General features: G+C 68.7%; 13 protein-coding genes. 3 read left to right on the plus strand and 10 right to left on the minus strand.

Annotation, left to right across the window (positions count from 1 at the left end; genetic code table 11):
* Position 1: 1 nt before the first annotated feature.
* Entirely contained in the window at positions 2 to 226 is a 225-nt protein-coding gene (locus AUR65_RS05295; RefSeq protein WP_004042966.1) for a 30S ribosomal protein S28e, read from the minus strand.
* 6 nt (positions 227 to 232) lie between these two features.
* Positions 233 to 595, minus strand: a complete 363-nt coding sequence (gene rpl7ae / locus AUR65_RS05300; protein ID WP_004042964.1) for a 50S ribosomal protein L7Ae — start codon at positions 593 to 595, stop codon at positions 233 to 235.
* A gap of 372 nt (positions 596 to 967) precedes the next feature.
* Here rpl7ae and tmcA point away from each other — a divergent pair, with 372 nt between their 5' ends.
* Both tmcA and AUR65_RS19880 read left to right on the plus strand, forming a co-directional pair.
* A complete protein-coding gene (gene tmcA, locus AUR65_RS05305) occupies positions 968 to 3,232 on the plus strand; it encodes a tRNA(Met) cytidine acetyltransferase TmcA (RefSeq protein ID WP_058569029.1) in 2,265 nt (754 codons plus the stop codon).
* Positions 3,233 to 3,310: 78 nt separating this feature from the next.
* Entirely contained in the window at positions 3,311 to 3,475 is a 165-nt protein-coding gene (locus AUR65_RS19880) for a hypothetical protein (protein WP_172795821.1), read from the plus strand.
* Positions 3,476 to 3,586: 111 nt separating this feature from the next.
* Here AUR65_RS19880 and AUR65_RS05310 read toward each other — a convergent pair whose 3' ends face one another.
* From AUR65_RS05310 to AUR65_RS05335, 6 genes are all read right to left on the minus strand, one after another.
* Entirely contained in the window at positions 3,587 to 4,321 is a 735-nt protein-coding gene (locus AUR65_RS05310; protein ID WP_058569030.1) for a GNAT family N-acetyltransferase, read from the minus strand.
* A 98-nt stretch (positions 4,322 to 4,419) separates the two neighbouring features.
* Positions 4,420 to 4,860, minus strand: a complete 441-nt coding sequence (locus tag AUR65_RS05315; RefSeq protein ID WP_058569031.1) for a hypothetical protein — start codon at positions 4,858 to 4,860, stop codon at positions 4,420 to 4,422.
* Between the two features lie 13 nt (positions 4,861 to 4,873).
* Positions 4,874 to 6,538, minus strand: a complete 1,665-nt coding sequence (locus tag AUR65_RS05320) for an FAD-dependent monooxygenase (protein ID WP_058569032.1) — start codon at positions 6,536 to 6,538, stop codon at positions 4,874 to 4,876.
* Positions 6,535 to 8,262: an electron transfer flavoprotein subunit alpha/FixB family protein gene (locus tag AUR65_RS05325; protein WP_058569033.1), complete on the minus strand. Its 1,728-nt coding sequence runs from the start codon at positions 8,260 to 8,262 to the stop codon at positions 6,535 to 6,537. Before AUR65_RS05325 ends, AUR65_RS05320 begins: the two co-directional genes overlap by 4 nt.
* Before the next feature lie 2 nt (positions 8,263 to 8,264).
* Positions 8,265 to 9,149, minus strand: coding sequence for an electron transfer flavoprotein subunit beta/FixA family protein (locus AUR65_RS05330; protein WP_058569137.1), 885 nt, complete (start codon positions 9,147 to 9,149; stop codon positions 8,265 to 8,267).
* A gap of 130 nt (positions 9,150 to 9,279) precedes the next feature.
* A complete protein-coding gene (locus AUR65_RS05335; protein WP_004042948.1) occupies positions 9,280 to 9,609 on the minus strand; it encodes a 4Fe-4S dicluster domain-containing protein in 330 nt (109 codons plus the stop codon).
* A gap of 166 nt (positions 9,610 to 9,775) precedes the next feature.
* On the opposite strand from AUR65_RS05335, the gene AUR65_RS05340 reads away from it, so the two are divergent.
* Positions 9,776 to 10,255: a DUF456 domain-containing protein gene (locus AUR65_RS05340; protein WP_058569034.1), complete on the plus strand. Its 480-nt coding sequence runs from the start codon at positions 9,776 to 9,778 to the stop codon at positions 10,253 to 10,255.
* A 29-nt stretch (positions 10,256 to 10,284) separates the two neighbouring features.
* Here the strand turns inward: AUR65_RS05340 and AUR65_RS05345 are convergent, their stop codons facing one another.
* The gene (locus AUR65_RS05345) at positions 10,285 to 10,944 is read right to left on the minus strand and encodes a cyclase family protein (protein ID WP_058569035.1); all 660 of its coding nucleotides are present in this window, start codon (positions 10,942 to 10,944) and stop codon (positions 10,285 to 10,287) included.
* A gap of 66 nt (positions 10,945 to 11,010) precedes the next feature.
* Positions 11,011 to 12,723, minus strand: a complete 1,713-nt coding sequence (locus AUR65_RS05350) for a glutamate--tRNA ligase (RefSeq protein WP_058569036.1) — start codon at positions 12,721 to 12,723, stop codon at positions 11,011 to 11,013.
* Positions 12,724 to 12,771: the final 48 nt, after the last annotated feature.

Below are 12,771 nucleotides of genomic sequence, written 5' to 3' on the forward strand. Positions count from 1 at the left end.
GTTACTGCCCTCCGATGGAGTCGGCGTCACGCTGGGTCTCGCGGAGCTGGAGGATGTCGCCCTCGCGGACGGGACCCAGCACGTTTCGCGTGATGATACGGCCCTGGTTGGAGCCTTCGCGGATGCGGCACTTGACCTGCATGGCCTCGCCGTGCATCCCAGTCTTTCCAACGACTTCGATGACTTCGGCAGGCGTCGAGTCGCTGGCTTGTTCGTCCGCGCTCATGGTCGGTTATCGAAGGTCCTCGACCTTAGTCGCGATGTCCTCGACATCGTCGGACGCGTCGCCGGCGTCGACGATGGCGGCCGCGGCACTACCGACTTCGAGGCCGGCGGCGTGACCGATGTCGTCCTGCGTCTCGACGAAGATGAACGGAATGCCCTTCTCGTCGGCGAGTTCGGGCAGGTGCATGACGATCTCCTCGGGGGAGACGTCTTCCGCGATGAGGACGAGCTGGGCGTTGCCCCGCTCGATGGACTTGGTCGTTTCGTTGGTTCCTTTCTTCACGATACCAGTATCTCGGGCGACCTCGAGCGCCTCGACGGCGCTGTCAGCGAGGTCGGCCGGTACGTCGAAGTCTACGTAAACAGCCATTGTTGTTCACCTATATCCTGCTCGCGGGCTCGACTCCCTCGCCGGTATCACACCGGTCGGTCGGTCGCGACCGGTCAACGATTTCCCTACGGCGAGGAGGTTCATCAACCCCGGACAGGCTGTAACCACTCTTTGCTCCGGCCCCCATAAAAGCGCTTTCAAAATCGTAGCGCCGTGCGACGCGTCCGCACGACCCGCGAATCGCCCGATTTCTCGCCGACTACAGCGCCCCGAATCACCGTGTCGATTGCTCACATAACTCACTTTCAGCGGGGTGTGACGCCCCACCAAAACCACCGCTGTGCCGACCGGGTTGCTGGTCGCTCGCACCCGACCGAAGGAAGTGAATAGCCGCGCCGGCGTATCCATCCCATGACCAGACTCGGCGACGACCCCGACGTCGAGGCGCTCGCCGCCGCCCGCCGCGAGGAGGCGCTGGCGACGAACCAGCGACGCCTCCTCGTCCTCGCCGGCGACCGGGACGCCGGCATCGACGCCGCCTTCGACGCGGTCCGCGGGGCCGACGTGCCCGACGACGAGGTGACGTTCGTCACCGCCCGGGAGGGTTTTCGCTTCCACCGCGTCGAACCGAAGCGCGCCTCGTCGCTCCTCGGGACGACCCGGACGCTCGTCGTCCTCGACGCCCACGAGGAGTTCTCGGCGAACGCGCTCGGCCGCGTCGCCGGCGCGGTCGACGGCGGCGGCCTGCTCGTTTTGCTCACCCCCTCTCTCGACGAGTGGGCGGTCCGCCGCGACTCCTTCGACGAGCGATTGGCCGTCCCGCCCTTTTCCGTCGGCGACGTGACCGGCCGCTTCCGCGGCCGACTCGTCTCGACGCTCCGGGACCACCCCGGCGTCGCTCTCGTGGACCTCGATTCGGGGACCGTCGAGCGCGACGGCGCGTACCGACAGGGAATCAGTTTCGACGCCGCCCCACCGCGGGTGCCGAGAGAGAAAGACCGCCGGTTCCCGCGGCGCGCCTACGAGAACTGCCTCACCGCCGACCAGTCCGACGCGCTCGCTGCCCTCGAAGCCCTGTCCGAACCGGGAACCGCCGTCGTCGTGGAGGCCGACCGCGGCCGCGGGAAGTCGAGCGCCGCGGGCCTCGCCGCCGGAAGCCTCGCGGCCGAGGGCGCGGACGTGGTCGTGACCGCGCCCGGAAAGCGAAACGCCGCCGAGGTGTTCGCCCGCGCCGAGCGACTCCTCTCCGAACTCGACGCGCTCCGTGAGGGCGGCGCGGACGACTTCGATATCGTGTCCGAACGCGGCGGTCGGGTCCGCTACGTCCCGCCGACCGAGGCTGGCGACGTGGCGGCCGACGCCGACGCGCTCGTCGTGGACGAGGCGGCCGCCCTGCCCGTCAGGCTCCTCGAATCGTTCCTCGCCGCGCCCGCGGTCGCCTTCTGTACGACCGTCCGCGGCTACGAGGGCGCGGGTCGCGGCTTCGCCGTCCGCTTCCGCGACCGCCTCGACGACGCGGACCGCGAGGTGACCGACGCGCGCCTCGACGACCCGATTCGCTACGCCGCCGGCGACCCCGTCGAGTCGTGGACGTTCCGCGCGCTCCTCCTCGACGCCCGGCCCCCGGTGGACCAACTCGTCGCGGACGCGACGCCGGAGTCCGCGTCCTACCGGGCGCTTTCGCCCGACGACCTACTGGCGGACGAGCACCTGTTGCGCGAAGCGTTCGGTCTGCTCGTCCTCGCGCACTACCGGACCGAGCCGGACGACCTCGCTCGCCTCCTCGACGCCCCGAACCTGACGCTCCGGGCGCTCACCCACGATGGGCGCGTCGTCTCGGTCGCGCTCCTCGCGCGCGAGGGCGGCCTCGACGCCGACACCCGCCGGCACATGTACGACGGCGGCCGCATCCGCGGGAACATGCTCCCCGACGTGTTCACGAGTCAACTCCGCGACGAGGACGCGGGCGTCCCCGTCGGCTACCGCGTGATGCGTATCGCCACTCACCACGCGGTCCGGTCGTCGGGCCTCGGCTCGCGGCTCCTCTCGGAGATACGCGACGAGTTCGCGGGCGACGCGGACTACCTCGGCGTCGGCTTCGGCGCGACGCCCGAACTCCTCTCGTTTTGGCGCGACAACGGCTACGGCACGGTCCACCTCTCGACCACCAGAAACGACACCAGCGGCGAGTACTCGGCGCTCATGATGCGCCCCCTGTCGCCCGCCGGCCGCGACCTCCGCGACCGCCACGCGGCGTGGTTCCGCGGCCGCGTCGGCGACGTGCTCGGCGACGCCCTCTTGGACCTCGACGCCGACGTGGCGCGGGCCGCCCTCGCCGCCGTCGATACCGCCGCCGAACCGGACCTCTCCGAGTACGAGTGGCGCGTCGTCGTCGGCGCGTCCTACGGCCCGGGGCTCTACACGACCGCGCCCGGCGCGTTCCGGCGACTCGGACTCGCGCACCTCACGAATCCGGGCCGGGCCTCGCTCACGCCCAGAGAGGAACGATTGCTCGTCCGCAAGGTCCTCCAGACGCGGCCGTGGGACGCCGTCGCCGACGAACTCGACTTCCACTCGACCGCGGGGGCCATGCGCGCGCTCGGCGACGCCTACGAACCGCTCGTGGACGAGTACGGCACCGACGCGGCCCGCGAGGAACGCGATCGATTCCGGTGACACCCGCCCGAGGAGCGGCCGAGTCGCAGTCGCTCGCCCGCCGACACACCGATAGTCGTCGGAGCCGACGCTCTCCGTATGGCCGAGTGTAGCGAACCCGACTGCGAGAACGTCGCGGCGGTCAGGCTCTACGTGCCGTGGGACGCCGACAGGAACGTCTGTACGGCCCACGCGAGAGCGCTCGTTCAGCAGGACGGCGTCGTCGCCGAACCCCTCGACGGGGCCGAAGACGACTGGTCGTAAGTCGGCCGGCCGGAGCGACCCGTCGCGGATGGGGAGCCGCGAACCCACGCGCCGCTGGTCGGGGGAGACGCCGCGCAGAAATTCGGGATTAGGAGTGAGGCGAGTCCGCGCTCACCGGAGCGAGACGGCCATCATCACTTCGTCGACGTAGTCACCGTCTATCTTGTAGTGGCCGTCGCGGACGGCTTCGGTCTCCCAGCCGTGTCCTTCGAGGAACGCGATTGCCTCCTCGTTGGTCGCCGGAACGCTGTTGTAGAGCTTCTCGAAGCCGCGCTCGCGCGCCCACTCGACGCCGCGGTCGAGGAGCTTGCTCCCGATGCCGTGGCCGCGGAACTCCGGTCGCGTGCCGACGGTCAGGACGGCGGTGTGGCTCAGTTTCTCCGCCTCGGGCAGGTCGAGGTGGACCCAGCCGGCGAGTTCGTCGCCGACGGTGGCGACGAACACCATTCGGGAACTGACCTCGTTGTGCCGGAGGACGACCTCCTCGTGGTCGAGCAGGTCGGCGACCGTCTCGGCCTCGATGTACCGGCCCTCGTCCGCGACCTCGTGGATGGCGTCGACGAGGCTCTCCAAGTCGACGTTCTGGGCCATCCGAATCGTCACGTCGAGGTCGCCGAGTTCCACCGTCTCCTCCTCGCCGGGCGCGTAGGCCACCTCCACGTGGTTGCCGACCTTTCGGATGTAGCCGTCCCGCCGCAGGACGGTCAGGTGCGCCCCCAGCGCCGCCGGTTCGAAGTTGAGCGCTCTCCGTACCTCGTCCTCGCGGACGGTCCCGTGGCGCTCGATGTACTCGTAGATGTCCTTGCGGTCTTTGTGTCCGAAGTTGAGACTGTCAGTTACTTCCATGGTACACAATCACACTCAGGATTTATAATTGTTGTTCGTGCCGGACCCGACGACAGTCGGCCCCACCGACGAGTGAGACGAGGGCCCGTGCGCCGCCCTCAGCGTCTTTCGGGGACGCAGGTCAGCAGTTGGGCGGTGTCGAGCACGTCGTGGGTCCGCAGCAGAACTTCGGCGGCCTCGCGGACCGTGAAGTCCGCGTCGAGGTCGACGCCGTAACACCGGGCGTACATGGCGAGCCAGTCGTTCATCGCCCGGTGGAGCAGTTCGAACTCCTCGCCGGTAAACGAGACCTGCCGGTCGCCCGTCCGCGCGCTGACGTAGAGCGACACCGCCGGGCCGACGCCGTCGCGGGCGCATTCGAGCGCGCGCTGGTCCGCGGCCGACGGCGGCGGCGGGTCGAACGACTTCCGGGCCTCTCGGGCCTCGTCGGCGAGGGCTCTGGCGCGCTCCCCGAACCGAACGTCTTCGGGATGGCGCTCCTCAGTTCCTCGACCGTCGGCGACGGGGCGAGAGGCCGACTGGGTCGCGTCGCCGCTCATCTTTGCACCCCCGTCATCCCCACTTGAACTCGACGCCCTTGTCGCCGCGCGGGTGGCTCCAGTCGGTGTCGGCGACGACGGCGCAGGTGCCGCACTCGACGCAGGGTTGGGTGTCGAGGCTGACGACGCGCTCCTCCGAGCCGTTGGTCCGGACGACCTCCTCGCGGTAACAGCCGCCGCCGAAATCGACCGCCGAGACGGGGCAGGCCGCCACCGCGGCCCCGCTCGCCTCGTAGGACTCGTCGCGGAGCGTGATGTGCGGGCTGCCGATGTCGGTGTCGTAGGTCAGCCCGCCGATGCGGGCTTCGAGGTCCGGCGGCGTCACCGAACTCTCGTCGCGGACCCGCGTCCCCAACTCCTCGGCGATGACCGTCGGGAGCGTGACGTAGGGCGTCCGCGTGTCCGGCATCAGCGCCGACAGCGTCGGGACGTTGTAGAGGCGTTCGAGCCGACCCGAGAGCGCGCGGACGCCGGCGCGCCCGACCGCCGAGGTGAGCACGGTATCGACCACGTTGGTCACGCCGTCGTCCTCGGCGACGCCGCGGAGCAGTTCGTAGCCGCGGGGCCGGAGCTTCTTCATCACGCCCTCGTTCCGGAGTTTGCGGGCGTAACGAGTCCCTGCCTTCTCCGGTTCGTTGCGCGACTTGGCCTGCGCGTACGACTCTGCGGCGAGCGCGCCGGCGGTGACGGCGTGGTTCATGCCCTTGATGATCGGCCCCTGCGCCTGCATCTGGCCGGCCGCGTCGCCGACGAGGAGCAGGCGGCCGAAGTGCGGTTCGCGCAGGGCGACCTTCTTCGAGTCGGGCACGAGTTTCGCGCTGTACTCCAGTTCGGTGTAGTCGTCGCCGAGCCACTGCGCGAGCAACGGGTGGGTCAAAAGCCCGTCCAGTAGCTCGTGTGGCTCCGCCTGCTCCGCGACGAGGCTGTCGAGGTGGAACACCGTTCCGAGCGATAGCGTGTCGCGGTTCGTGTAGAGGAAGCCGCCGCCGCGGACGCCCTCGAACAGGTCGCCCGAGAACAGGTGCGCCGCCCCCTCGTCTTCCGCCACGTCGAACCGGTCGGCGATGGTGTCTTCCGGCATATCGACGACGGCCTTGACGCCCTGGAACCACTCGTCGGGCTCGTCCCAGTCCATCAGGCCCGCGTCGCGGGCGAGTTCCGAGTTCACCCCGTCGGCCGCGACGATGATATCGGCGGTTATCGGGTCGAGTTCGTCCAGCGTGACGCCGACGATGCGGCCCTCCTCGCGGAGCAGGCCGTTGACGTGGACGCCCGTGAGGAGGCCGCCGCCTGTCTCGCGGGTCCGCTCGTGGACGCGGTCTTCGAGCCACGAGTCCATCTTCCGCCGGAGGACCGAGTCGGACCACTCGGTGTCGTGTTCGTGGAGGTCGGTGAGGTCGAACGACTCGACCTTGTCGCCGGCGATGTTGTGGATGCGGTACTTCGTGATGGGCCGCTCGGCGGCCGCCTCGCGGAACCCCGGAAAGAGGTCGTCGATGGTGTACGGCGCGGACTCCTCGGCGTAGATGAGGCCGCCCGAGACGTTCTTCGACCCGGCCTCGACGCCGCGTTCGAGGACGAGCGTCTCGATGCCGTAGTTGGCGAACGTCGCGGCCGCCGCCGCGCCGCCGGGACCCGCCCCGACGACGAGCGCCTCGTAGTGTTCGTAGTCGCTCATTGCGACTCACCCCGGTCGTCCGCGGCCGCGCCATCGTCGGGCGTTCCGGTCGGCGCGGTCCCCCCGTCGCTGGCGACCGCCGCCTCGAACCGGCCCTCCTTGAGCGCCGTCGTCAGCCTCGGCAGCACATCGAACAGGTCGCCCTCGATGAAGTAGTCCGAGAAGTCGCGAATGCGGGCGTCGGGGTCGGTGTTGACCGCGACGATGGTGTCCGACTCGTCCATGCCGACCTTGTGCTGGACCGCGCCGGAGATGCCCGCCGCGATGTAGAGTTTCGGCGCGACGACCTGCCCCGTCTCGCCTATCTGTCTGTCCTCGTGGGTGTACTGCTCGACGTGGCCGTCGAAGTTGAACGACCCCGTGACGATGCCGCGGGTGACGCCGACCTCGGCGTCCTCGAACTGGTCGGCGAGGTCCAAGGCGAGTTCGATACCCTTGGTCGGGTCGTCGCCGATGCCGCGTCCGACCGCGACGATGACGTCGTGGCCGGTCAGGTCGATACCCTCGTCCAGCTGGTCGAAATCGGTGACGGTGACGCGGAACCAGTCGTCGTCGAGCGGGGCGTCGTGTTCGACGACGAGTCCCTCGCGGTCGTGGTCCGGTTCGGGCAGGTCGAAGCTCCCCGGGATGACCGACGCGCCCTGCGGGTGGAACTCCCGCGTCGGGTTGTCGATACAGAGGATGGTCGAGTACTCGAAGCCGGAGAAGTCCGGACGCTTCATGTGCAGGACGCGCTGGAACTCCTTTTTCTCGCCGGCGACGCCGGTCTTGACCGGATTCGAAATGACTTCCTCCGTGATGTAGAGCCCCGAGCAGTCGCTGGCGAGGCCGGAGTCGAGTTCGGCCTGCACGAGCGCCGAGAGGTCCCGGCCGTTGTTCGTCGCCGGGAACAGCACGTACCGCGGCTTGTCGTAGTCGCGCCACGGCTCGTCGCGGCCGTCCGTGACCTCGAAGTTCTGGTGGGTCGCCCCCGCGCGGGCCATGTCGCAGAATATCTCGGTGTACGGCTTGTGCTGGAAGCGTTCGAGCCGGGCGTCCTCGCGGACGACGACCACGTCCGCGCCGTAGGCGATGACGTCCTCGACGTGCTTCGACACGTCGGAGCCGATGAGGACTGCGACGACCCGCTCGTCGGCCGTGTAGTCGTCGTTGTAGGTGTCCATCAGTTCGCGGGCCTTGCCCAGCATCTCCTTGGACACGTCCACGAGTTCGCCCGCCTGCGTCTCGCAGTAGACCCACATGTCGCGGTAGGTCCCCCCGTGGAGCGACCGGACGTGTCGCTTGTCCCGAGTCGGGTGGTCGAGGTCCGGGTGACGCTCCTCGGGCGGCCGTTCGTCCACCTCGATTTCCGTGTCTTCCTCGTCGCTTCCCTTCACGGAGTCGATGCGGTTTCTGATGAGTCGCTTCACCGGGTCGCGGTTCTCGCCCGCCTCCTCGCGTTCGAGGAGCGATTCGAGCTCCGAGACCTCCTCGACGTTCTGGAGGGTGTTCCCGACCTCTGCGGTGCTCATCGACGCGAGGTCCATCCCGTCGGCGTCGGCCGGCTCCTCGTCGTCCTCGGAGAACTTCTCGATGCGGCTCTCGATGAGCGCGACGGCCGGCGCGCGGTTCTGCCCGCGGTGTTCAGCCTGTAGAATCTCCTCTAACTCGCCGAGGTCCTCGATGTCCTTGATGGCCGGACCGAGCTCCGAAATCTCGTAGTCGCCGGGTTCGAAATCGGTCACGCTCAGTCACCCCCCGCGGCCGCGGCGTCGCCGGCGTCGCCGTCGCCCACCGCCGACTGCATCGCGGTCAGCACGTCCTGCATGGCTCCCGTGTCGTCCGGGTCGACCATCGTCGCCTCCCGCTCCGCCGGGGCCTTCGGAATCGGGTCGACCGACGAGACGATAGTCGGCGAGCCGTCGAGGCCGATGTAGTCCGGGTCGACGTTGATGTCGGCGTGGTCCCGCACCGTCAGGTGCTCCTCGTAGTTCTGGGCGCGCGCTCGGGTCTCCTCGCGCAGGTCCTTCAGCGTCAGTCGCTCGCCCGCCGTCCGATACGACGGCTCGAACTCGGGGTCCGCGACGACGAACGCCGGAAGCTCCGTCTCGACGGTCTCTATCTCCTCGATGTCGCCTTCGACCAGTCGCTTGGCGCGCAGGGTCCCCGCCTCCTCGTCGATGTCGAGGGAGATGACGTGCGTGACGAGCGGCATGTCGAGACACCAGTTCGTCTGCGGGCCGGTGTGGCCCGTCTCCCCGTCTGCGGTCTTGAACCCGGCGAACACCACGTCCGGTTCGCCGAGCGTCTCGATGCCCGCGCTGAGCGTGATGGCCGTCGCCCACGTGTCGGCGGCCGCCATCTCGCGGTCCGAGACGAGGTGCAGGTCGTCGGCGTACACCGTCTCCATCGCCTCCTGTAACACCTCCTTGTACCCCGGCGGCCCCATGCTCATCACGCTCACTCGCCCGCCGTGTCGAACTCGTGTCTGGAGCGCCGCCTCCAGCGCGAAGCGGTCGTTCGGATTCATTACTGTGGGCGTCTTCCCCCGTTCGAGGTGCCCGTCCTCGTCAAACGATACCTGGCCCTCCCGGAAGTCGGGCACACCTTTGGTAAGTACCACCATGTGCATTGAGAACACTCTCCAGTTAATGCTAGCTCATATTCATAATAATCTTTTGTGCTAGGTGGCCGGAATGTCCGCGCCGCTCACGGGGGTCGCTGTCGGCGTCCTCGCCCGCAAAAAATCGGGGTTTCTTCCCTCAGATGCGTCCCGCTCGCCCGGGGTCGACGTCGATGGCGTCGACCGGGCAGACGTCGACACAGAGCATGCAGTCGATACACTGGTCTTCGTGGGTCGGCTCGGCCTTGATGTCGGACTCCGGGTGCCCCGGCGTGTCGACCCACGTGAACACGTCCACGGGGCAGTCCTCCAGACACGCCCCGTCGGCGAGACAGATGTCGAAGTCCACCGCGACGTGCGTCCCGTGGATGCCGTGTTTCTCCGGCGGGTCGACCGGTCCCCAGACGGCCACGCCGTTTTCCTCTCCGACCTTCTCCCTGTTTGCCTCGAACTGCGGGTCGATAGCCATGACTCTTAGTGACATATTCCGGTAGAGGCAATAAACTATCCCCCGAACGGGCAGAAAGCGGTCGACTCGTGGCCCGAATCGGTGCCTCGACCCGTGCGCGGCCGCGTCGGGGCCGCCACGCGTCCACTCGGTGGGGTGAATAGCCCTCGGCTCGAACCACCCCGGTATGGACGTGTTCCTCTGGGTCGCGCTCGCCCTCTTGGTCCTCGGCGTCGTCGGGAGCGTACTCCCGCTGCTTCCCGGCGCGCTCCTGTCCGTGCTCGGCGTGGTCGTCTACTGGGTGGCGTCCGGCTTCTCCGAGCCCGGTCCCATCGCGTTCGTCGGGCTCTCCCTCGTCGGCCTCGTCGCGCTCGTCACCGACTACGCCGGCGGGATGGTCGCCGCGCGGTTCGGCGGCGCGTCGACCCGAACGTCGATTGTCGCCGGGGTCGCCGGCTTCCTGCTCATGTTCCTCATCGGCCCGCTCGGCATCTTCGTCGGCGTCGCGGGCACCGTCTTCGCCCTCGAATACCTCGAACACCAAGACGCGGAAGAGAGCGGGCGGCGCGCCCTCGTCGCCACTGTCGGCGTCCTCGCCACCGCGGCGGTGCAGGCGCTGTTGACGTTCTCGATGCTCGTCGGGTTCGTCCTCACCGTGGTGGTCTGAGGTTCGCCTGACTTCGCTCCGCTACCGGCTTATTGCTCGTCGCGCCGCCGAATCAGCCCCGTCTCCGCGTCGGCGACGACCCGGGCGGGCGCGCCGTCGGCGTCCACCCGAAGCGGCATGACGTACAGGTCGAACGTCCGGTCGGTCGGGAGCGCGTCCAACCCGCAGAGGTTCTCGACGACGAGGAGTCCCGCCCCGAGAATCGCGTGGTGGGCGGGCACGTCGTCGCCGCCGGTCGGGTCGGGGCTGAGCGCGTCGATGCCGACCGAGAGCCCCCGGTCCGCGCAGGCCCGTGCCGTCTCGGGCGCGAGCGCCGGATGGTCGGTCATGCGCTCCGTCCCCCACTCGTCCTCCCAGCCGGTTCGGAACACGAGGAAATCCACGCGCGGTTCGAGGTGTTCCGGAATCGCGTCCGGTCCGATTCGCCCGCGAGGGCCCGCGTCTCGGCAGTCGATGGCGCGGGCGGTGAACCGGAGGTCCTCGACCGGGAAGTCGTCGAGCGTCGCGCCGTCCGGTTCGGTGTGCGCGGGCGCATCGACGTGCGTGCCCGCGTGGGTCCCGAGTTCGAGCCGGGAAACGCGGTAGCCGTCGGCCTCGAAGTCGGCGTGCGACTCGACTGCGACGGGCGGGTCGCCGGGGTACGTCGGCATCCCGCTTTCGACGCGACGGGTGAGGTCGAGGAGGGTCATACCACTCCGTACGTGGGGGTGGGTAAAACGAGTGTTTGTGTCGAGAGCGACTGTCCGTCGCTCGACTTACTTGTGCGCGAAGTAGACGACCGTCTCGTCGTCGCCGCGGTCGTCCACGCGGACGAAGCCGACGCGCTCGAACTGGACGAGTTCGTCCTCGGGCACGTCGCCGAAGTCGGGTTCAGCGACGCCCGTCACGTCGCCGTCCATGGTGCGCATGCGGACCGAGACGCCGTCGGTCGGGGCCCAGTGAATCACGGCCACGTCGCCCTCGCGGACCACGTCGAGGTCGTCGCCGGTGGCGACGAGCGAGTCGCCCTCGCGGAGGACCGCGCCGAAGCCCTTCAGCCAGACGCGCTCGCCCTCGGCGGGCACGTCGCCCGACTCGAGGAGAACGCTGTCGCCGACCGGGATGTCGCGGGTGCCGCGCTCCTCGAAACTCGGGTGGAGCGGCGGGTGGGCGCTGTCGGGGCCGCCCTCGACGGCGAACTCTTCCCCGTCCCGTACGAGGAAGTAGCGGTCCGTCTCGTCGTCGACGAGGTCGCGGTTGTTCGCGTAGACCGTGGACATCGAGAGGTCGACGTTCGACGTGGAGGTGCCGAGGCCGACCATCGCGTCCACGATGGCCTGTCCGCGGATGCCGCGGCGACGGAGGCTCTTGATGGTCGGCACGCGCGGGTCGTCCCAGCCCTCGACCTCGCCCGCGTCGATGAGTTCCTTGATGCTCGACGTGGACATCTTCACGTCGTAGGCGTCGACCTGCACGTGACCCCAGTGGACGACCTCGGGGTAGTCCCAGCCGAAGTAGTCGTAGACGAACTGCTGGCGCTTCGCGGAGTCCTGCAGGTCGATGCCGCGGATGATGTGGGTGACGCCCGTGAGGTGGTCGTCGACGCCGGACTGGAAGTCGAGCATCGGCCACGCGCGGTAGTCGGCCGCCTCCTCGCGGGGGTGCGGCGTGTCTATCATGCGGAAGGCGACCCAGTCGCGCAGCGCGGGGTTCTTGTGTTCGATGTCGGTCTTGACGCGGAGGACCATCTCGCCCGAACTGTACTCGCCTGCGACCATGTCCTCGAACTCCTCGCGGGTCGTCTCGGGGTCCTTGTCGCGGTGCGGACACGGCTTCCCGTCGTTCTTCAGGTTCGAGAACGCCTCGCCCGAACACGAACAGGTGTACGCGCCGCCCATCTCGATGAGTTCGCGGGCGTAGTCGTAGTACGTCTCCACCCGGTCGGAGGCCCGAATCACGTCGTCGGGCTCGAACCCGAGGTAGTCGATGTCGTCGAGGATGGCGTCGTAGGCGGTCAGGTCCGGCCGCTTCGTCTCCGGGTCGGTGTCGTCGAACCGGACGAGGAAGGAGCCGTCGTACATCTCCTTGTACGTCCCGATAACCGCGGGCATGCGGGCGTGGCCAAGGTGCCACGGGCCGTTGGGGTTCGGGGCGGCGCGCATGCGGACCTCGTCGTACGCCTCGGCGTTCGGGAGGTCGGGGAGCAGCGAGTCGTCCGCTTCCTCCTCGGCTTCCATCTCGGCGAGTTCCTCGGGCGCGAGGTCTTCGAGTCGCTCGCGCTTTTCGTCGGCGGACTGTTGGTTGACCTCGGCGACGACGGGGCCGATGAGTCCCGGAATCTCGCCGCCGTGCTGGCGGAAGTCGGGGTTCTCGCCCATCAGCGGGCCCATAATCGCGCCCACGTCGGCGTCGCTGTCGTGTTTGACCGCGTTGAGAAGCGCGTGCTTCTCGGCCTCTCGCTCGATGCGCTCTCGAAGCTCGTCGTCCATTACCGTTCGCTTCCGCGGCGCGCCTAAAAACAGGCCCGGATTGCGGGG

This window comes from Haloferax marisrubri (genome assembly GCF_001469875.2).
GTDB lineage: Archaea > Halobacteriota > Halobacteria > Halobacteriales > Haloferacaceae > Haloferax > Haloferax marisrubri.

Bases quoted from the DNA above. Each gene is read 5' to 3' on its own strand.
- AUR65_RS05340 (WP_058569034.1), top strand. From the start codon at position 9,776: ATGGACGTGTTCCTCTGGGTCGCGCTCGCCCTCTTGGTCCTCGGCGTC.
- AUR65_RS05315 (WP_058569031.1), bottom strand. From the start codon at position 4,860: ATGAGCGGCGACGCGACCCAGTCGGCCTCTCGCCCCGTCGCCGACGGT.
- tmcA (WP_058569029.1), top strand. From the start codon at position 968: ATGACCAGACTCGGCGACGACCCCGACGTCGAGGCGCTCGCCGCCGCC.
- AUR65_RS05320 (WP_058569032.1), bottom strand. From the start codon at position 6,538: ATGAGCGACTACGAACACTACGAGGCGCTCGTCGTCGGGGCGGGTCCC.
- AUR65_RS05295 (WP_004042966.1), bottom strand. From the start codon at position 226: ATGAGCGCGGACGAACAAGCCAGCGACTCGACGCCTGCCGAAGTCATC.
- AUR65_RS05330 (WP_058569137.1), bottom strand. From the start codon at position 9,149: ATGCACATGGTGGTACTTACCAAAGGTGTGCCCGACTTCCGGGAGGGC.
- rpl7ae (WP_004042964.1), bottom strand. From the start codon at position 595: ATGGCTGTTTACGTAGACTTCGACGTACCGGCCGACCTCGCTGACAGC.
- AUR65_RS05335 (WP_004042948.1), bottom strand. From the start codon at position 9,609: ATGGCTATCGACCCGCAGTTCGAGGCAAACAGGGAGAAGGTCGGAGAG.
- AUR65_RS05350 (WP_058569036.1), bottom strand. From the start codon at position 12,723: ATGGACGACGAGCTTCGAGAGCGCATCGAGCGAGAGGCCGAGAAGCAC.
- AUR65_RS05310 (WP_058569030.1), bottom strand. From the start codon at position 4,321: ATGGAAGTAACTGACAGTCTCAACTTCGGACACAAAGACCGCAAGGAC.
- AUR65_RS19880 (WP_172795821.1), top strand. From the start codon at position 3,311: ATGGCCGAGTGTAGCGAACCCGACTGCGAGAACGTCGCGGCGGTCAGG.
- AUR65_RS05345 (WP_058569035.1), bottom strand. From the start codon at position 10,944: ATGACCCTCCTCGACCTCACCCGTCGCGTCGAAAGCGGGATGCCGACG.